Source organism: Nonomuraea jabiensis (assembly GCF_014204795.1).
GTDB lineage: Bacteria > Actinomycetota > Actinomycetes > Streptosporangiales > Streptosporangiaceae > Nonomuraea > Nonomuraea jabiensis.
The window spans coordinates 9,539,104-9,557,913 of record NZ_JACHMB010000001.1 but is presented as its reverse complement, the minus strand read 5'-3'; the positions used below and the strand labels follow the sequence as shown (position 1 = coordinate 9,557,913).

At 68.0% G+C, this 18,810-nt stretch carries 20 protein-coding genes and 2 pseudogenes; 12 read left to right on the top strand and 10 right to left on the bottom strand.

The genetic code is table 11. From position 1 onward, the window contains the following. The first annotated feature begins 326 nt into the window (after positions 1-326). Positions 327-734 carry a hypothetical protein gene (locus HD596_RS43665; RefSeq protein WP_185075256.1) on the top strand — a complete coding sequence of 136 codons (408 nt, stop codon included), beginning with the start codon at positions 327-329 and terminating at the stop codon, positions 732-734. Then, complete coding sequence (locus HD596_RS43660; protein ID WP_185075255.1) at positions 731-1,873, top strand: RHS repeat protein; 1,143 nt, start codon at positions 731-733, stop codon at positions 1,871-1,873. The genes HD596_RS43665 and HD596_RS43660 overlap by 4 nt, the downstream gene beginning before the upstream one ends. A gap of 60 nt (positions 1,874-1,933) precedes the next feature. Here HD596_RS43660 and HD596_RS43655 read toward each other — a convergent pair whose 3' ends face one another. After that, a complete protein-coding gene (locus HD596_RS43655; RefSeq protein WP_185075254.1) occupies positions 1,934-2,752 on the bottom strand; it encodes a hypothetical protein in 819 nt (272 codons plus the stop codon). A gap of 36 nt (positions 2,753-2,788) precedes the next feature. Further along, positions 2,789-3,715, bottom strand: coding sequence for a hypothetical protein (locus HD596_RS43650; protein WP_185075253.1), 927 nt, complete (start codon positions 3,713-3,715; stop codon positions 2,789-2,791). Positions 3,716-3,895: 180 nt separating this feature from the next. Between HD596_RS43650 and HD596_RS43645 the strand changes: the two genes are divergently transcribed. After that, positions 3,896-4,156 carry a hypothetical protein gene (locus HD596_RS43645; protein ID WP_185075252.1) on the top strand — a complete coding sequence of 87 codons (261 nt, stop codon included), beginning with the start codon at positions 3,896-3,898 and terminating at the stop codon, positions 4,154-4,156. 441 nt (positions 4,157-4,597) lie between these two features. Here HD596_RS43645 and HD596_RS43640 read toward each other — a convergent pair whose 3' ends face one another. Both HD596_RS43640 and HD596_RS43635 read right to left on the bottom strand, forming a co-directional pair. Continuing rightward, positions 4,598-4,846, bottom strand: a complete 249-nt coding sequence (locus tag HD596_RS43640) for a hypothetical protein (RefSeq protein WP_185075251.1) — start codon at positions 4,844-4,846, stop codon at positions 4,598-4,600. A 502-nt stretch (positions 4,847-5,348) separates the two neighbouring features. After that, positions 5,349-6,023, bottom strand: coding sequence for a DUF7019 family protein (locus HD596_RS43635; protein ID WP_185075250.1), 675 nt, complete (start codon positions 6,021-6,023; stop codon positions 5,349-5,351). A 383-nt stretch (positions 6,024-6,406) separates the two neighbouring features. On the opposite strand from HD596_RS43635, the gene HD596_RS43630 reads away from it, so the two are divergent. Continuing rightward, the gene (locus tag HD596_RS43630) at positions 6,407-6,772 is read left to right on the top strand and encodes a hypothetical protein (protein ID WP_185075249.1); all 366 of its coding nucleotides are present in this window, start codon (positions 6,407-6,409) and stop codon (positions 6,770-6,772) included. Positions 6,773-7,157: 385 nt separating this feature from the next. Here the strand turns inward: HD596_RS43630 and HD596_RS65240 are convergent, their stop codons facing one another. Together HD596_RS65240 and HD596_RS43620 are read right to left on the bottom strand one after the other, a co-directional pair. Further along, a complete protein-coding gene (locus tag HD596_RS65240) occupies positions 7,158-7,697 on the bottom strand; it encodes a WD40 repeat domain-containing protein (protein ID WP_313047652.1) in 540 nt (179 codons plus the stop codon). 179 nt (positions 7,698-7,876) lie between these two features. After that, complete coding sequence (locus tag HD596_RS43620) at positions 7,877-8,368, bottom strand: NUDIX hydrolase (protein WP_185075247.1); 492 nt, start codon at positions 8,366-8,368, stop codon at positions 7,877-7,879. An 89-nt stretch (positions 8,369-8,457) separates the two neighbouring features. Here HD596_RS43620 and HD596_RS43615 point away from each other — a divergent pair. The 4 genes and pseudogenes from HD596_RS43615 to HD596_RS43605 all read left to right on the top strand — a co-directional run. Beyond that, positions 8,458-9,162, top strand: a pseudogene (locus tag HD596_RS43615) (ISL3 family transposase); the annotation flags it as partial. A 540-nt stretch (positions 9,163-9,702) separates the two neighbouring features. Further along, positions 9,703-10,038, top strand: coding sequence for a hypothetical protein (locus HD596_RS60845; RefSeq protein ID WP_221519829.1), 336 nt, complete (start codon positions 9,703-9,705; stop codon positions 10,036-10,038). After that, positions 9,936-11,486, top strand: coding sequence for a reverse transcriptase/maturase family protein (locus HD596_RS43610; RefSeq protein ID WP_221519828.1), 1,551 nt, complete (start codon positions 9,936-9,938; stop codon positions 11,484-11,486). The genes HD596_RS60845 and HD596_RS43610 overlap by 103 nt, the downstream gene beginning before the upstream one ends. A 106-nt stretch (positions 11,487-11,592) precedes the next feature. Then, a pseudogene (locus tag HD596_RS43605) lies at positions 11,593-12,417 on the top strand (transposase); the annotation flags it as partial. A 108-nt stretch (positions 12,418-12,525) separates the two neighbouring features. On the opposite strand, the gene HD596_RS43600 reads toward HD596_RS43605, so the two are convergent. Continuing rightward, positions 12,526-12,696, bottom strand: a complete 171-nt coding sequence (locus HD596_RS43600; protein ID WP_185075246.1) for a hypothetical protein — start codon at positions 12,694-12,696, stop codon at positions 12,526-12,528. 146 nt (positions 12,697-12,842) lie between these two features. On the opposite strand from HD596_RS43600, the gene HD596_RS43595 reads away from it, so the two are divergent. After that, the gene (locus HD596_RS43595; RefSeq protein WP_185075245.1) at positions 12,843-13,040 is read left to right on the top strand and encodes a hypothetical protein; all 198 of its coding nucleotides are present in this window, start codon (positions 12,843-12,845) and stop codon (positions 13,038-13,040) included. 123 nt (positions 13,041-13,163) lie between these two features. Here the strand turns inward: HD596_RS43595 and HD596_RS43590 are convergent, their stop codons facing one another. Both HD596_RS43590 and HD596_RS43585 read right to left on the bottom strand, forming a co-directional pair. Beyond that, positions 13,164-13,775: a hypothetical protein gene (locus HD596_RS43590; protein ID WP_185075244.1), complete on the bottom strand. Its 612-nt coding sequence runs from the start codon at positions 13,773-13,775 to the stop codon at positions 13,164-13,166. A 559-nt stretch (positions 13,776-14,334) separates the two neighbouring features. Further along, positions 14,335-14,670 (bottom strand): hypothetical protein, encoded by a 336-nt coding sequence (locus HD596_RS43585; protein WP_185075243.1) that lies wholly within the window; start codon positions 14,668-14,670, stop codon positions 14,335-14,337. A gap of 154 nt (positions 14,671-14,824) precedes the next feature. On the opposite strand from HD596_RS43585, the gene HD596_RS65910 reads away from it, so the two are divergent. The 3 genes from HD596_RS65910 to HD596_RS43570 are packed head-to-tail and all read left to right on the top strand — an operon-like array spanning position 14,825 to position 17,907. Continuing rightward, positions 14,825-15,337, top strand: a complete 513-nt coding sequence (locus HD596_RS65910; RefSeq protein ID WP_376776032.1) for a Tn3 family transposase — start codon at positions 14,825-14,827, stop codon at positions 15,335-15,337. Between the two features lie 51 nt (positions 15,338-15,388). Next, positions 15,389-16,825, top strand: coding sequence for a carboxylesterase family protein (locus HD596_RS43575; RefSeq protein ID WP_185075241.1), 1,437 nt, complete (start codon positions 15,389-15,391; stop codon positions 16,823-16,825). Between the two features lie 59 nt (positions 16,826-16,884). After that, the gene (locus HD596_RS43570; protein WP_185075240.1) at positions 16,885-17,907 is read left to right on the top strand and encodes an alcohol dehydrogenase catalytic domain-containing protein; all 1,023 of its coding nucleotides are present in this window, start codon (positions 16,885-16,887) and stop codon (positions 17,905-17,907) included. A gap of 30 nt (positions 17,908-17,937) precedes the next feature. On the opposite strand, the gene HD596_RS43565 is transcribed toward HD596_RS43570, so the two are convergent. Further along, positions 17,938-18,768 (bottom strand): helix-turn-helix domain-containing protein, encoded by an 831-nt coding sequence (locus HD596_RS43565; protein WP_221519826.1) that lies wholly within the window; start codon positions 18,766-18,768, stop codon positions 17,938-17,940. Positions 18,769-18,810: the final 42 nt, after the last annotated feature.

Below are 18,810 nucleotides of genomic sequence, written 5' to 3'. Positions count from 1 at the left end.
CGCCACCGAACTCACCGCCCTGGCCGCTCGGCCACCTCCGTCAACGCCTTCGCACGCTGCTCCGCCGTCATCGCCGGCAGGGCCATCAGGCTCAGCTGGGCCGACTCCCACCAGAGATCACGACGGGGTCGCCGTCGATCATCATCCCGCACAGCGTCAACAGATGTGACAGCAAACCCGGTTCAATCTCCTACTGGCAGGCCAATCCGCCCCGACCGTGGGCCACGTGGCACGTTTCGCTCGTATTCCGGTGCCGCCCCTACGACGAGGGCAGGCCGTCCGGAGCGACAGCCCGCGACCTGCCGACCACCGTCAAGGTCGGCGCCGTGATCGTCGGGCGCGAGTCCAAGCCGGACGTGGACGTGAAGACCACCGCCCTGTCCTACGACTGGGCGACCGGCCGGCAGATCAGGACCGTTCGCGACCCCGGCGGCCGGGCGGTCACCACCGACACCGCAGGGCCGGTTCTCCACACGGCCACCGGCAGCGGCACCTGCGGCGGACGGCCCGAGTGGGCCGGCCTGGTGTGCCAGGACGGCGGGAAGACCTATACCTACACCGCCTCCGGCCTGCCCGACACCGTGACCGAGGGGACACGGTCACCACGATCAAGCGCGACCCGGCCGGCCGCCCCATCTCGACCCGGGCCGGCGGCGAGGCCGAGATCGGCATCGGCTACAGCCCGGCCACCGGCCGGCCCACCGAGCGGTGGCGCGGCACGGAGAAGATCGTGACGGCCTACGACCGGCTGGGTCGGGTCATCTCCCACACCGACGCGGACGGCGGCCAGACCCGCACCGAGTACGACGACCTCGACCGCCCGGTCAAGGTCACGGACTCGGCCCCGTCCACCAGGGTCTACGCCTACGACCACGCGGCCGAGCCGCGCGGCCTGCCCACCTCGGTCACCGACTCGGCGGCGGGCACCTTCACCGCCCGCTACGACGCCGACGGCCGCCAGATCGAGGGCGACCTGCCGGGCGGGCTGCACCTGCAGTCGCCGTACGACGAGCGCGGGCAGAACTACGCGCGGATCTACACCAGGGACGGCATGGAAGGCCCGGTGATGATCGACGAGGTCGGCCGGAACGTCCACGGGCAGGAGGTGCTCAGCATGCGCACCGACACCATGAGCGAGCGGCAGCTCGGCTACGACAAGGCGGGGCAGCTCGCGTCGGCGCTGGACATGGTGTTCCCGGTGTGCACGCTACGCCGCTACGGCCACGACGGCGCGGGCAACCGGACCCGGCTCGCCGTGCAGGCGTCGGACGAGGACTGTCCGGTGGCCGACGACTCCGCCGCGAGCATCACGACGTACGCCTACACCTCCGACGGCAGGCTGACCGGAGACGGCTACGGCTACGACCCGGCGGGCCGCACCACCTCGCTGCCGGGTGGGCGGACCGTCGGCTACTTCGCCGACGGCCTGCCGGCCGAGCAGACCTCCGGCGAGCGGAGCCTGACGTGGACGCGCGATCCGGCGGGCCGGATCAGGTCGGAGACCACCGAGGCGGGCGCGGTCGCCGTCCACCATTACGGCTCCGACGGCGAGCGGCCCTCCTGGACGGCCGAGAACGGCGCGGTCGTCCGCAACGTGGCCGCCGTCGGCGGAGAGCTGGCCGCGCTCACGGGCGCGACCGGGTCGGTCCGCCTCCAGCTGCTCACGGTCGGTGGGCACGTGGGCAGCGAGCTGGACCTCGACAGCGGCCTGGCCACCGTGATCGGGTACGACGAGTTCGGCCTGGCCACCCGGCCGAGCCGCTACGGCTGGCTGGGCGGCGCGTTCCACCCGACCGCCCTGGACGGGACGGTCCTGGTGTCAGGCCGCCTGTACGACCCGTCGCTGGGCCGCTTCCTCCAACGGCCGTACTGAACCGACTGAACAGGCGCCACCCCGTTCGGGAGACCCGGACGGGGTGGCGCGGGTCGGTGCTCACCGCCGGGGAACGACCTTGAGGGACTTCACCAGCGTGTCGACGTCCGGCCACAGGCGCCGGTGCGTGTCGGGAATGGTGATCCACAGGACCGCGGGCCGCGGGCGTCCCGTGTCGACCGCGATGGCGACCGACAGCTCCTGCCTCGCCTTGCGGCCGTCGGGGCTCGGCGGCATCTGGATCATCCGGGCGAGCAGCCAGCCGCGCCGTACCGGCTGCGAGGCGATGTCACGGCCCGTCGTCCCGGAGGGGAACGCGCTGTCCTGCTTGTAGTCCAGCATCGCCCGGGCGGCGTCGTAGAGGCTGTCGCCGGCGTCGAGGTCGGACCACAGCTGCTGGGAGTCGATGTCGGCCCACCACTCGCGACCGTCGTCCGTGCCGTAGGTCTCGGTCAGCAGCGTCTGGCGGAGGTTGTAGCGGCCATCCTTGATGGGGCCGTCGCCGATCGGGCGGCTCGGCCGCCACGGGGAGCCCAGCTCGGCGAACGACAGGCCGGTCTTGGGGTCGGTCACCCTGCCGATCACGGGCGAGCCCTGACCCGGCCGGAGGCGCAGCTTGACGACTCTCCCTTCCTGGATCCTCGTGACCTCGAGCCCGCTCGGGGACGGGGTGGCCGTCGCAAGGGTGGGGGTCGGGGTGGACGTCGGCGCGGCGGGCACAGGACTCGGTGGAACGGCCGTCACGCTCGGGGACGGGCTCGGCATCGAACGTGGCTCCTCGGTGGACCCGCCGCCGACGGCCACAGGGATGCCGATGACGAGTTCGGCGAGGAGGACCGCCGAGCCGAGGAGCGGGACCCACTTCGGGAACGGTGCCATGAGCCGCTTCATGCGGTCGGAGGTGTGCGGCATGGGTCAGCCCTCCCGGGGGATCAGGGTGAGGCCGGCGAGCCGGGCCTGCTCGACGCTCTCGCGCAGGGACGCCTCGAGGCGCTCGGCGCGCTCGGCCAGCTCGCCGACCTCGCCGGCCGCCAGGTCGTCGCGTACGGTCCTGGAGAGCAGCTCGCGGTAGGCGTCGCCGTCATCCGCCAGGTCCTGCAGCGTCCGCCACTCGGCGTACACCTCCTCGGCCTCCTCGGTACGCCGCGCGTACTCCTCCAGGGAGGAGATGCGCCAGGCCAGCGCGCGGGTCGCCACCTTGAGCGCCTCCTCCTGGGATTCGAGCATGGCGGAGATGCGCTCGGTGACACGTCCCGAGCGCGCGCCCGCCTGCTCGCGCCGCAGCCGGGTCAGCTCGGTCAGCGTCTCGGCGATCTCCCACTCCTGGCGGGGCAGGATCACCCGGTTGGCGATGCCGTCGAGCAGGCCGTCCCGATCGAGCCTGGACCGCAGGACCGTCGCGGTGGCGGCCACGGTCCGCTCCAGCAGCGCGGCGTCCAGCGGCTCCAGCATCGAGGCGGTCACGTACCTGCCGCGGTGGCGGCGGCCGTACCCCGCCACGGGCGACTCGCCCGCCAGCGCCAGGAGCACGAGGAAGGCCGTTGCCTGCACGGCCAGTCCGGCGAGGAAGAACGTCGTGAAGCCGTACCGGATCCAGATGCCGAGCACGGCCGCCTGCAGCAGCAGCCCGGGGAGGAGCACGATCCTGCCACGGTGGACCAGTCCGACGACAAGGGGAAGGAAACCCCATAGCGCCGACTGCGGCAGGACGGTCAGGACGTCACCGGGCGTCCGCCCGCCCCATGCGGGCCGCTCGGGAGCAGGCGGCAGGAGCTCCGGCTGGGTGGCCATCAGCCGGCGGTGCCCCTCGGGGAGGCTGGGGTCGAGGACGATCACGCTCACGAACAGTGACTATCCCGAGAAGCCGTTTACGCGCGCTTGCGGACCGCTTGCAGTGAGCGGCCCCTACTCCGGGGCCAGATCAAGTACGAGAGAAAGACATCCCTGGAACTTGAATGTCAAGCAGCGACCGATTCGGCGTTATGTCCCCACGCCGTGACCTCGTCGTAAAGGGTGCCGGTCTTGAGGCAGCCGTGCAGGATCGAGACCGAGGAAGCGACCGAGGAGCTCAGGGAGGTGTGCGGCGAACTCAAGGGTGTACGCGGCGAACTGTCGGCAGCCCAGCGCGAAGCCGGCGACGCGGCCGTCGCCCTGGCCGTGGCCAAGACCGACCTCGAGGCGGCCGAGCGCAGGGAACAGGACCTTCAGCAGCGCCTGTCCGGCGCAGAGCAGCAGGTACAGCGTTCACGTCCCGACGACATCGATCAGCGGGGGCTGAGGTGAGCCCGATCATGGCCTTATGCGCCCACCTCGCCTGGTCGACACATTGACCCGCTCACTGAAGAACAATGACAAGATGCCGCTGGGTTCGGGCAACCAGTCGCAGCGAAAGGTGGCACGATGACCGACCCCAACCTCACACCTGCGGCCTTAGCTTGTTCTTTATCCTCCGGATTGTTGTAGTGCTGCGAGGGTGCGGCCGCGTTTGACGGTCTTGCCCACGTCGTAGGGGGGTGCGGGTCGGCGATTGGGGATCCCGGGTGGACGTCCTGGGCCGGGTCTGGAGGGTTTGGGTGCACCGGCCGGTTGGGTGTTGTCCTTCCTGCTCGTGCGAGCCTGCAGTGGCGCCCCCTCGCAAGGCGCCGGATCCGGCTCCTGCAGAAACGGCGGTCGGACCACACATCTCCTGGCTGGGAGTCGCAACCTGTCGGCGATGCACGAGTATCAAGCAGATCCAGGAGCTGAACCGCGGCCCTGCCCGCGCATTGTGGCGGTGAAGACGTCGCCGCGCAGCGCCCTCTCCACTACCTCGATCGAGCGGGACAGCCGCACCAACTGTGAGCCCTCCTCCCGGTACGCGTCCAGCACCGCCTTGATGGCGTGCGGCGGTAGATGTCCCTTGAGGTCGACCGGCGCCCCTTTGTAGCCGGCGCGGGCGGCTTCGACCGCGGAGGCGACATGGAGCCGGGCCATGCTGACCAGTGCCAGCGGTGAAGTCCGTCCATCCGACCATGACGGACATTGTGAGATCAAAGCCCTCAGTCCGCCAGGGAAAGAAGCGCGGCCAAGACCTACCTGGCGGCTGGGCACATATTCGCGAGCGGAAGGGGGCAGACCGCGCCCTTCCGACCCGGCGATCTTGGCTTGAACCCGCGACGCTGGGCGCCGTTGCCTAACTTGCCTTACTCAACATCAGCCTGCTGACCAGTCATAACGCTCAAAGACCCAAGATAAGCGCTGCCCTACTGGCTGATCTGGAATGGATTGTGCGGGACCTTGCGGTCCGTCATCCCGCCCCACGCCCGGCACCGCCCGCCAAGCTTGCCGGTGGCGCCTGTCCCTGACGTGACCGGCTTGTCTGACAACCCCCGATAATCCGTCAGACGGGCAGGCCAAGTGATGGCGTGCGTTTAGAGGGGGTGGCATTCCCGAACGCCTACCACTCTGTCAGCGTGACTGAGACCCACTTCTCGCGTTAGCCGATCTTGAAAAGATATACAGGCGAACCCAGCAGAACAGCCTTAGTGGGGTCAGATGGGCCGAGCTCTCCCGGGCGACAATACTCTTCAACCACGGCAAGGAAGCGGACGTGGTCGGCTAGCTCGCTGGCCCAGTAGTCATGCACTGTGACGACGTCGTGCACCCAATGACCGGTGCTGTAGGTTCTCTGCTCCACCGTAAGTCCTGGTTCGATTTTGCGCGCAAGATCGGCGACAACTTGCTTTTCGACGTGCTTGAGCTCGGCCGATTCAGGTGCCTTGTCGCGCAGGTCATGCTGGTAAATCCCGGTTAGGTGCTCGGCGCGACCGCCCAGAGCGACCAGTGTTCGTTCGGTCGAACCGACAAACCAGACGATCTGTGGACGAACGTCCTCGTGCACCGCCCAGCGCATGACCAAATCACCAACGATGTAGCGAGTCTTCCCCTCGAGGCCTGTCGGAGGATCGTCCACCGGTCCCAGCTTGCCTTGCTTGAGAAGCGCTTTCTCGATACGTCCGCGGACCGCAGACTTCTTCTCGGGCCGCTCCCTGAGCGTCATGTCGAACTTTACCGGCGGTATTGTCAAACCAATGGTTCCTGAAAGGCGACTCCAGAAGCTCAACGGGAACTCCTCGATCAAGTCGTCCATCTTCGTCTTCGAGATGTACATGCGATGACATCCTCCCCTTCGCGAGTGCGCTGACGGGGGTGGATAGATGGTCGGCGCTGCCTCTCTAGACTCCAGCTCGAGTTCTACCACGTGAGCATCAACGTAGGAGGAGACGGTCCACGACCTTTGGTGAGCACGGCAGTTCCCGGCGTGTCGCCGTAGCCCGCGATCTCACGACCTTGGTCAACCGGCTCAAGAACGGGTCCGGCCGGAGTACGCCAGAAACACACCGCGTGGCGTAGATGCCTGGCGTCAGCGCTTGCGCCGGCGGGCCGCGGGGTCGTGCTGGGCGGAGGTCTCTTCGCCCAGCTGGACGTAGCGGCCGAGGCTGGACAGGTGCTGGTGGCGGGACTGGCCTGGAGTTCAGGGGCGATGCGTCCGGCGTGGGCCAGGTGCTGCAGCAGGACCAGGCCGCCGGCGTCATCAGCTACACGTGCACGGCCGAAGGGTGCGGACGGGTCCGCATCGCGGCGCGCGTGCTCGCACCCGCCGTAGCCGAGCAGGTGCTGGAGCGGCTGCGAACGCCCGAGCTGGCGCCCGGGCTGTTGCTGGCCATCGCGCAGAAGCGGAGCGCCGACATCGTGCCGCCCGGCACCGACACCGTGGAGAGCTGGTGGGGCAACGCTGACCCGGCGGCGCGGAGGGAACTGCTCGCCATGCTCGTGGATCACATCGCCGTCAAGCCGGTGCACGATTCCGGGATCGACGTGGCCAAGCGCCTGTCCTTGGCGTGGCGACACACCGGCTGACGTCGATGGCGGCGGCGAGCTTCTCACCATGCAGGCCGGTCACGCCATCGACATGTTCCAGCCGCCAGGATGCGCCAGGTCCGAGCATCCAGCCGATCGCGATGACGAGCACCGCGGCGGCGACGCGATCGGGAGAGGCTTCATCGTCGTCCTCTGGTGTCCTCTAAGGATGCCTCGAGCTCGCAAGGTCTGCCCTCAACCTTGGCGGCCGTCAGGCGATGAGGCCCAGTTTCCGGCGCTGCCCAGGCGGGGTCCGTCCAGTAGTCCTAGACACATCCCCGGCTGCGAATGTGGACCATAGGCGGTACGTGGGAGCGGGTATTCACCGCGCTGATGGCCCAGGCCGATGCCGACGAGGATCTGGACTGGGCCTTCTCTTGGCTGTCTACGAAGTCCACACGAAATGGGCGACCTCCCGACCGCAGCCGATGATGAAGCCTACATCCGTCGCCGATACGCATCGTCCTTCGGCTGGCAGCGTCAGCCGCCACACCGGCTGTTCGGTGTCCAGGTTCCAGACGATGGCGGTGCGGTCGTCGCTGGCGGTGATGGCTGCGGGGGTGCCGTCGGGCAGCATCAGGGTAGCCACAGCGCGCACAGAGCTTGAGTGGCCTTCGAGGATGTGAATGCGCTGTCCGGTGTCCAGGTTCCAGACAATGGCGGTGCAATCGTCGCTGGCGGTGACTGCCACGGGGCTGCCGTCGGGCAGCACCAGGGTAGCCACGGCGTTCACCGAATTGAGGTGGCCTTCGAGGGCACGCCGACGTTTGCCAGTGGATAGATCCCAGACGAGGGCGCTGCGATCGTCACTGGCGGTGACCGCCACCGGAGTGCCGTTGGGCAGCATCAAGGTAGTCACGGCGTTCACCGACTTCGAGTGGCCGAGCGTATGGCGGGGCCTTCCGGTGGATAGGTTCCAGACGATGGCGCTGCGATCGGGAGTCCCGGCAGCAATGGAGCAGAATCCAACGAACCCGCCTCGGGACGTTCACGAGTAGGTGTGGCCTGGGGCGCTGAGGGTATGTCGAAGATCGCTTCCCGAGGCGACGGAGATCGCTTCCCGCAGCATATCCAGCGAGGGCCCCGGGCGGGCGGGTCGGGCGCTCACGGAGGTCGGGGGCCGTCACCTGCCACTGCCTCGTCCAGAGCACGGAAGGAAACCCGGGTCGCGGCCAGGTCGGGATCGTGGACGTATTTCTTCGCCTCGGACTCGGGAACCACCCGCCGATGCCGTATCTCGAACTCCGGCTGCCATTCCTGAAGCCGGACCTCCGCGCGCCAGTAAGAGCGGATCAGGACCAGGCCAAGCTCGCGCCCGCGCACGCATTCGCTGCGGGAAGATCCAAGCAGGCGGCTACCGATGACGGTGACGCACGCTTCTTCGAGCATTTCCCGGCGAAGGGTCTCCTCGATAGTCTCTGTTCCTTCAGGACGTCCGGCCGGGAAACCCCAGTGCTCGCCATCATGGCTGATCAGGACCATCTCATTGGCAGCCGGCACGCAGATGCCGGCGGCTCCATGAGGCTTGCCTTCCTGTGGGTCGTCGACAGGGTGCCAGGACACAAGCCAATCCTGGCCGTTCGAATGCGTCAGCATCCGCTCCCCGTCACGGGCGGGTCTGTCTAGATAACGGCTCTGTCGCGGATTCGGTGGTGACGGAAGGTACCGTAACGTCACGCTAAGTTGTGCTCGGTGTGGACGATCTTGTGCGTACGGTGTTTTCGGGGTTATCGCCGCTGGTCGTAGAAGACGTGGCGGACGAGGGCGAGCAGATTCGGGTACGTGCGCGAACCCCGGACGGCTCGGTCGCCTGTCCAGGCTGCGGGGTCGAGACGGCGCGCGTGCACGGCTATCACCAGCGCTGTGTGGCCGATGTCCCGATCGACGCCCGCCGGGTGCTGGTGGTGGTGCGGATCCGCCGTCTGGTCTGCCCGACTCGCGGCTGCCGTCAGACCTTCCGCGAACAACTGCCCGGAGTGCTGGAACGCTATCAACGCCGCACCCTTCGCCTGACCTCCCAGATCGGCGCTGTGGTCCGCGAGCTGGCCGGACGCGCTGGCAAGAGAGCGTTATCCGCGCTGGCCGTGCGCTTATCGCGGCATACCGCCCTGCGCCTGTTGTTACGTCTGCCCCTGCCCCTGCCACGGGTCCCCCGCGTGCTGGGCGTGGACGACTTTGCGCTGCGCCGACGTCACCGCTACGCCACCGTACTGATCGACGCCGAGACCCGCGAGCGCATCGACGTCCTGCCCGGCCGCACCGCCGACGTCCTGGAAGCATGGCTGCGCACCCATCCCGGGGTGCAGATCGTGTGCCGGGACGGCTCCGGCGCCTACGCCGAAGCGATCCGCCGCGCACTCCCGGACGCCATCCAGGTCGCCGACCGCTGGCAGTGCGCCATGCGGCGCCTTGTCGTATCCCCGGTTCAGCCGGGAGGAATTCGGAGGGAGGTTCTTGGGTCTGATGGCTTACCCGATCCGGAAACGGTAAAGGGGACCAGAGCATGCCAGGAAATCGGCGGCCGGGTCCAGGCAGTAGGGACGGCGCGTCGAGAGACCCGCGTGACACGGTGAAAGCTGGATTGCCTGAACCCTAATTCCCAGAAGATTGAAGGTCGAATCCGTCGGAAAGCTGCCCGTAACCGACGCCACACTCTGCGACGGCTTTATGCCATGGCCGACGCAACCTCCGGAGTGCGGAGCGATGCCCAGTGAGGGCATTCAAGGGAATGAATGGGGCACCTACATCACGCTATGACGTACGACAAGGACGAACATGGGATCGCCTAAGGGAAGAGATCTTCCTATGGCGACGGAGGCCCCGTAGTAGTCGCCGGAGTAACGACCGGCCAAGGAGGATGGGAAAGCCGTCTGCATTCGGGCGAAGGGGGCCAGGTGATCGGGCACCACAGAACTCAGGAGGTATGCGAAATGCAGAGCGCCGAAACGGTGCTGGGTGTCCTCCGTGAACGCGGCAGGCGCGGCCTGCCGTGCAACGAACTGTATCGGCAACTGTTCAACCCGCAGTTGTATCTGCTGGCCTATGGGCGTCTGTACTCCAACAAGGGAGCAATGACACCCGGGGTCAGCGCAGAGACCGTGGACGGCATGTCACTGGGCAAGATCGAGCGCATCATCGAGGCGCTGCGCCACGAACGCTACCGATGGAGCCCAGCCAGAAGGGTCTACATCCCGAAGGGGCGGGTAGCGGGAAACTGCGCCCGCTCGGCCTGCCGCCGTGGTCGGACAAGCTCGTCGGCGAGGTGATCCGCCTGCTTCTTGAGGCGTATTACGAGCCGACGTTCTCCGACGCCTCCCACGGTTTCCGTCCTCGCCGAGGTTGCCACACCGCTTTACGTGACGTGGCGCACACGTGGACGGGGACGACGTGGTTCATCGAGGGAGATATCGCTCAGTGTTTTGACCGGCTCGACCACGAGGTCATGCTCAAAATACTGGGCGCGAAAATCCACGATTATCGGTTTCTGCGGCTGATGCGGAACATGCTGAAGGCCGGATACATGGAGGACTGGATCTGGAACGCCACGCACAGCGGAAGCCCGCAAGGCGGAGTCGTTTCTCCCATCCTATCCAATATCTATCTGCACAAGTTGGATGAGTTCATCGAACAGACTCTGATCCCGCAATACACCCAAGGAAAGGTCAGAAAAGGCAATCGCGCCTTCTATCGAATATGGGGCGCGATGCAGCGTGCGAGCAAGCGCGGCGACCGCACGGCAGTGCGCGAGCTGCGCAAGCAACTCCACCGCATTCCCAGCCTGGATCCGCAGGATCCCGGTTATCGACGGCTGCGGTATGTGCGCTATGCCGACGACACCCTCCTCGGGTTCGCCGGACCGAAAGCAGAAGCAGAGGACATCAAAGAGCGTCTGGCGCAGTTCCTGCGTGACGATCTCAAACTGGAACTGTCGCCGGACAAGACGCTCATCACACACGCCCGCACCGGGGCGGCGAGGTTCCTCGGCTACAACATCACCGTGCATCACGACAACCGTAAGGTCTCCGGCAGACGACGCTCCCTCAACGGGACGGTCGGTCTGCATGTCCCCCGCACGGTGGTGGTCGCCAAGCAGGCCCGGTACATGCAGCGCGGCAAACCCGCGCGTCGGCCCGAACTGCTGAACCAAGACGACCATGTCATCATCAGCACCTTCGGATCCGAATACCGCGGCATCGTCCAGTACTACCTGCTGGCCGGCGACGTCTTCCGACTCGCCCGGCTGCAATGGGTCATGGAGACCTCGATGCTGATGACGCTGGCCAACAAGCACCGCTCGACGGTGTCGAAGATGGCCCGCAAGTACGCGGCCACCATCGCCACACCGCACGGGCTGCGCAAGTGCTTCGAGGCTCGCATCGAACGCGTCGGCAGGAAACCACTGGTCGGACGGTTCGGCGGGATCCCGCTGAGACAGAACAAGAAGACGGTCGTCACCGACCGTCGGCTGCCCCCGGTCAACATCAAACGCAAGGAACTGGTCACCCGGCTCCTGGCCGGACGATGCGAATCATGCGGGCATGTCGACCAGGTGGAGGTCCACCACGTCGCCAGACTCGCTGACCTCGGACGAGCGGGAGAGCGGCCGCCGTGGGCAGATCTCATGGCCGCACGACACCGTAAGACCCTCGTGGTCTGCGGAAACTGTCACGCGGACATCCACGGCAAGGACCCTGTCTCAGCACTCACGGAGTAGTCACTGGAGAGCGACGTGCGGTGATAAGTCGCATGCGTCGTTCGGGCTGGGGGTCGCTGAAGAAGGACCTGCTCAGCAGGCACCTCGTCAGCGGCCCACCAGTACCCTGTGGCACAACTTCAGCGAGGCCGTCACCAAGGAAGTCGCCGGACATAGCGCCTGCTGGGCCAAGGCCGGACCACCGATCAAGGACGGCAAACGCGCGCAGACCACCCGTGAGCGCTGGCAGCAGATCCACGACCTGCTCGGCAAGGGCGTCGGCCTGCTGGAATGCGCCCGCCGGCTGAACCTGGGCCTGAACACCGTCAAACGCTACGCCCGCGTGTCCGAACCCGAACGCCTGCAACGTGCCCCGCAGTACTGGCCCACCCTCGTCGACTCCTACCGCGACCACCTGCGGCGCCGCCGCGCCGAGGATCCCGCCGTCCCCGTCTTGCACCTGTTCAACGAGATCAAAGCCCTCGGCTACCCGGGCAGCTTCAACCTCCTCTACCGCTACATCACCCAAGGCCGCGTCGAAGCCGACCGCCTGCCCATCTCACCCTGCCGCCTCGCCCGGCTCCTGCTCACCCAGCCCGACAACCTCAAAGACGAGCACCGCCGCCTGCTCGACGACCTCACCACCACCTGCCCCGAGATGATCGACCTGGCCGAACTCGTCCGCAGCTTCGCCGACCTGATCCGGCCACGCGACGACAACGCTGACCACCTCGACGCGTGGATCGCCACCGCCCGCGCCACCGACCTGCCTCACCTGCACGCCTTCATCCGCGGCCTCCACCAGGACCGCGACGCCGTCCAAGCGGCCGTCACCCTGCCCTTCCACAACGGCGGCACCGAAGGCGTGAACACCAAGACCAAACGCATCATGCGCCAGATGCACGGCCGAGCCGGCTTCACACTGCTCCGCCACCGCATTCTCTTGGCCTAACTCTCCGTCACCACCGAAAGAGAGACAGAGCCGTTGTTCTTACAGTCCCGGTAGGCGCGTCCCAATAACGGTGGCTTCCGGGATGGCGGGCATCAACGACCAGCCGTTCTACCTGGCCAGACTGGCAGGAGGCGGATTGTCCTGCTGGAACCGCTTGAGGCTGATGGCGCGCCAGGCCCCGACCCGCTGGTCCAGGTCGGCCTCGCAGGCGGCGACGATCGCACGGACGGCGCGCAGGGGCCGCATCCGGGCGAACTTGGCGTTGAGCGGGTCGTGCACGGTGGTGTACGGGGCTCCGCTACGACGGTGGTCCTCGTAGCCGCTGTAGCGGCACTGGCGGGAATGGAACGCGAGTACTTCCCCGGCCGGCCCTAAAAGGCCACGAGTCGGCCCGCGCCCGCGGCAAGGCCATCGGCGGCCCCGCTGTGACCGACGAGGCCATGCTGTCCATGGCCCAGCACCTGCGCGCGCAGGGCCTCAGCCGGCGCGACATCGCCGCCCGCCTCGTCATCACCAAGGGCAGGAAGAAGGGCCGGCATCCCTCCCCGGCCACTTCCCTGCGCATGCTTCGCGACCGCGACGAGGCGAACGCCACAGCGCCATCGGCGTCGGCCCCGGGGTGACCCACCGTTTCTCAAATCAAACGTTTCCGCAGGTCAGCCAAATGTGTTGGATGTTCGGCGGATGCTACGGCAACCCCTAATGGCTGTCCCTGCGTTCCCCCACCCTGATCTCGCAGAAACGCCTCACTCCGGGACGCAGTGCACGCGGGAGTAAACGTTGAGCAGCCTGTCCGTGGGGTTCTTGGCCCTGACCTCGTAGCTGCGGGGTTTGCCGTCGGCGTCGAACACCAGGGCCGCCTTGGACACGATGACGTCCGGCACGGCCGCCTCGTTGTACAAGTCAAAGATCTCGTAGCCGCCGCTCACCGCGATTTGCCCGCGCAGGCACGTGCCGATGTAGGACCCTTCGGTGTGCGGATGCAGCAGCTTGCTCAGACCGCCCTCGAATTGGCCGTCGAACGGGTTCGGCCCCTCAGGACCCGTGGGTCCGGCAGGGCCCGCAGGACCGGTGGGGCCCGCGGGACCCTGCTGGTTCCATGTGATGACCCGCTCCCCGGCCACGCACCCCTCCGGACCCGGCTCGCCAGTGGGCGCCAGTTCCGTCTGCGTCGTCGGGGAGGGCGTCGGGTTGGCCGTGGGCCGCGCGGTGCTGGGAACGCGCAGCGTGCCGCTTGACGTGACGCACGCTGTGATCACACCCTCGGAGGCCACCACCCCGGCGACCGCCACCCCCGAGCCTCCCACAATCAGCCCCGCCACCGCTCCGACCGCCAGCATGGTCTTCCTGCCGCTCATCGTGCCCCTTCCCTTCCTGCTGTATGACGACCCCACGCCGTCGGGATGACGCCCACCGTTGTGCATGGCACTGGTAGCTGGCTTGGAAGTCACTGCGATCTTCAGGGCGTCCGAGCGATCACCCGCTGCTTCGGGGGGAGGAACTACGGGACAGCAATGAGCGCTACGGGCTGTTCGAGCAGGTCAGGGCGGTGCACGAAGAACCGTGTTGAGTCGGCTCTTCGGCCCGAACAAGGCGGGATGGTCCGGGCGCAACACCACGATCTTCAGCTTTGCCGCAGGCCCCGGTCCGCCTCGGCGGCCTGCACGCCCTGAACAACTCGCCCAGGACAACCCCGCCCCGGACTTCCGGCAGACAGTTGTGGTGACGGCAACTCTTCAGGAAGGTCATCATGCACGTCGTCGAACTGAGCGAGCCGATCACATCCATCGCGAGCCCGCAGCATGCTCGATGCGCAGCGCCGACCAAGGAGGTGCTGCGAACCCACCGCTCGGGTTGATGTCTTCCGAGGAAGAGTGACTGAGAGTTACATCTGGAATCTGGGGCCGTAAGTGGCGTTCACCAGCAGCGGAGGTCCCCGATGCCAGAGGAAATCGTGCCGACGGCGACCGATACGTGGTCGGCGGACTCCTGCGAGACGCTGACGCTCAGCTCGGAGAAGTCCGCGTCGGTGCGCATGAAGGGAGCCGCCTCGTAGTACCGCTTGATCTCCTCGGGTGGGCGTTCGGTGCGGAGGCTGAAGGCGAAGCCGGCCCAGCAGTCGCCGGAGTCTCCGATCACGGGCCCCTGAGGTTCGGACCCGTCGAACGTCGTGCCCGGTGGCAACGGATGGGCCATCGCGGCGGCGTACAGCAGGAGGAAAGGCGAGGCGGCGATGGCCGCCACGAGTGACACGCGCTTCAGAGCAGATGGCCAGGAAGTCTCACCCACAGGTCGCACTCGCCAATGATCACATAAGAGTCGCAGGCCCGCGCCGGTTCGTTTCTGCGAGCACCGACCATAATCAATGTTACTCAGCGCTACCTTGCGTTCGGTCGAGCTGACCTGAGTGGTGAGCGAACTGCTGGGCTTCAAGCTGCTGCCGCGGCTGAAGAGCGTCGGGTCGGCGCGGCTGTACCGGCCCGGGACCGGCCCCGAAACTGGCGGGGATGAGGCCTGGCCACGCCTGGCGACGGTGCTGTCGAACAAGACGATCGACTGGGACCTGATCGCCCGCCACTACGACCAGATGATCAAGTACGCGACCGCGCTGCGGCTGCGCACCGCCGACGCACCAGATGCTGCGCCGCTTCACCCGCGGCGGCCCCAAGCACCTCACCTACCAGGCGATCGAGGAGCTGGGATTCCGCCGGCAAGGACCTGTTCTACGGCAGGGCCGGCGACGACCGGGAGACGTCGAGGTCTCCCACGGTACGGACAGCGACACCGCGTTCTCGTCGAGGAGAGCCATCCGGGGAGCTCCGGGTGTCTCCTGGCGACTATGAGTTGTCCGCCCCCAACGAGCCGATATGCCGGAAGCGCCCTCATCCTGGATGAGTGCCGCGGATCTCACCGCCCGTGACGGCGACGCGGCAGCCCTGACGCAACACCCTCCCTGTCCCGAAGGAGAGCCATGACCGCCACCGCACCTACCGCCCCGACCACACCAGGGGTGCGGTCCTGGTGGGGGATCCCGTACGCCACCGCCAACCGATACCGCCGCCCCGTGGTTGCGGACTTCGATCCGCACCGGCCCTACGACCGCAAGGGCGTCGCCCCGGCCCAGCCCGACGGGGGCGACTGGCTCGAGGCGGACAGCGGGATGGGCGAGGACTGCCTGAACCTGAACGTGTGGGCTCCCGAGCAGCCAGCCGACAAGGCGCTGCCGGTGGCCGTGTACATCCACGGCGGCGGATTCGAGTACGGCGCGAACACGCAGATCACCTCGAACGCCGCCGGCCTGGCCGCGACGGGACGCGTGGTGGGCGTGTCGATCAACTACCGGCTCGGCGCCCTGGGCGCGGTCTCGCTCTCGCAGTACGGCGGGCGGCTCGCCGAGGCCAGCAACCTCTGCCTGCAGGACGTCATCGCCGCGCTGACCTGGATCAAGCAGAACATCGCCCACTTCGGCGGCGATCCCGACAATGTCACCGTCTACGGCCACAGCGCCGGCGCCTTTTCCGCCTTCGGCCTGCTCGGCGCCCCTGCCGCCAACGGCCTGTACCGGCGCTTGGCCGGATTCTCCGGAGGCCCCTCGCGTATCCAGCCGGCCTGGTGGGCCGAGGAACTCGCGCACCGGTTCGTCACCGAACTCGGTGTCGCGGACAACCCGGACAAGCTGCTCCACCTCGACACGGCCGCGCTGGTGGCCGCCGCGTACAAGGTCACCCCGAGAGACATGGGCGTCCGCGGCGGGATGCTGGGCACGAGCATGGGTGTCGTCCTGGACTCCGGACAGCCCGGAGCGGTGCTGCGTGCCCACCCCATGGACGTCCTGGCCTCCGGTACGCACCGGGACGTGGACATCCTGCTGAGCGCGGGCAGTGACGAGATGGGCTGGTGGGTGGCGAACGACCTCGACCGGTTCGACCCGCACACCGTCGAGGCCGTCACCGACGAAGTCGCAGGGTGGCGCCTTCCCCGTTCCCGCGCCCAGAAGATCGTCGACGCCTACGACCGGGACGGCCGCACTCCGGCCGAGGTCCGCGCCGCGTACCTGACGGACTACACCTTCGCCCTGCCCGCCGCGCGCGGCGCCCTGGCCCACGCCGCTGCCGGTGGCAACGCCCATCTCCTGCTGATCGGGCCCGCTGAGGGCGCACCCGCCGTGCACGGCACCGAGATGTACGCCCTGGTCGGCCAGGAGCAGCCGGGCCGCAGCGCCGAACAGGCCGAGCGTGACACGCGTATCCGCGACATCGTGCTCGATTTCGCCACCGGTGAGCGGACCCGCCTGTGGCCGCCCGTCATCACCCGGCCCACCTCGGGAAGCGTCGGCAACCTGCCCTTCGAGGCCACCGCCCACTACCAGGCGGCCCTCGACCTGTTCGAGGACATCGACCGCCCCTGACGGTCCTCAGGAGATACGGAACCGCGCAAGGCCACCGCTGGCCGATCAAGGAGCTTGCCATGAGCCAACCGACAGCAGCCGGTGACGCCGCACCTGCGACGATGCGGGCCGTCGTCGTCACCCGGCCCGGCGACCTCGACGCACTCGAGATCAAGGAAGTGCCGGTGCCCCCACTCCGGCCCGGCTGGGTGCGGATCAAGGTGAAGGCGTTCGGCGTCAACGAGTCCGAGGTCACCACCCGAAAGGGCGAGTCGGACCCGGAGGTCACCTATCCGCGCGTCCCCGGCATCGAGTGCGTGGGGATGATCGACCAGGCCCCGGAGGACAGCGGGCTGCGCACCGGACAGCAAGTGGCGACCATGATGGGCAGTATGGGCCGCTCCTTCGACGGCTCGTACGCCCAGTACGTCACTGTCCCCGTAACTCAGGTCATCCCGTTCGAGACCAGCCTGCCGTGGGAGGTGGTCGGTGCGCTGCCGGAGATGTTCCAGACCGCGTACGGCTCTCTCACCACCGGCCTCGGTCTCAGGGCGGGGCAGACGCTGCTGATCCGCGGCGGCACCTCCACGGTCGGGCTGAGCGCGGCCACGATCGCGAAAGACCTCGGCGCCACGGTGCTGTCCACCACCCGCAGCCCGAAGAGAGCCGCGGAACTGCGGGCTGTGGGCGTCGACCACCCCCTGGTCGACGACGGCACCATCGCCGGCCAGGTGCGCGAGCTGATGCCGGACGGCGTCGACTCCGCGCTGGAGCTGGTGGGCTGCTCGGTCCTCGCCGACACCCTGCGTACCGTCCGCCGCCACGGCACCGTCTGCTTCACCGGGGCCCTGGCGGGCCAGTGGACGATCCCCGACTTCACCCCGTTCATGATCCCGAGCGGGGTGCGGCTGACCGCCTACGCGGGCGAGGCCGCCGACCTGCCCGCCGAGGTGTTCCGGCACCAGCTGCAGGCCATCGCCGACGGACGGCTCAAGGTCCCGGTCGCGAAGGTCTACCACGGCCTGGAGCAAGTTCGTGCGGCCCAGGCCGACGTCGAGTCCGGCACCACCCCGGGCAAGCACGTCGTCGTCCTGGACGACTGAGAGGCGAGCGCTCGGGGCGCCGCACCCCGCTCACGGACCGGTCGTGGCGTCGCGGGCCGCGAACGCGGCCGGCGTGATGCCCGTGCGGTCGCGGAAGAAGCGGCCGAAGTTCGCGCGATCGGTGAAGCCGAGGTGGGCGGCCACACTCCGGGCCTCCCACCGGGCACCTCCCAGCAGGCGCTGGGCTTCGAGCAGCCGCCGCTCGTCGATGAGCTCCCGCACCCCCTTGCCGGTGGCGTTCCGGGCGGCGCGGCTGAGGGTGCGGACCGAGCAGCCGAGCAGCTCGGCGTAGTCCGCGGCCCGGTGCAGCTCGCGGAAGTGCAGCTCCAGGGCGTCCACGAACCGTCTGTACGTGTCACCACGACCCGTGCCGGCCGTCGCCGCGCCGGTGGGGGTGATGCCGGGGGCGTTGGCGAGGCGCAGCAGCAGCGATTCGAGCAGGCTGCGCCGCAGGGCGTGGTGGACATCGAGGGGGCGGCGCCCGAGTGCGCGGTGTTCGTCCAGGAGCTGGAGGGCCGTCTGCTGCAGCCAGGCGGCGTCATCGGGGTGCGGGCTCAGCACGGCAGGAGCATCGTGCGCGGTGAGCGGGGCCAGCAGGCGGGCGATGTCGGATCGCAGTACGTCCGGTTCGAACAGGATGAACGGGCCGCGGGCGGTGCCGGGCGGATGCCAGCACTGCGCGTGTCCGGGACGTACCCACAGCCACTGGCCGGGGGCGACGGTCCGCGTGACGTGGTCGACGTCGTGCCGCAGCTCACCCTCGGTGACCAGGATGAGGTAGTGGAAGGTGGCGCGGCCCGGACGGGGCGGATTCCACGGCCAGTCGTCGTGCTGGGCGAAGAAGTCCTCAACGGTACTCACCTCAAGCCCGTACGGAGTGCCGACCGGGGGTTGGAAACCGTA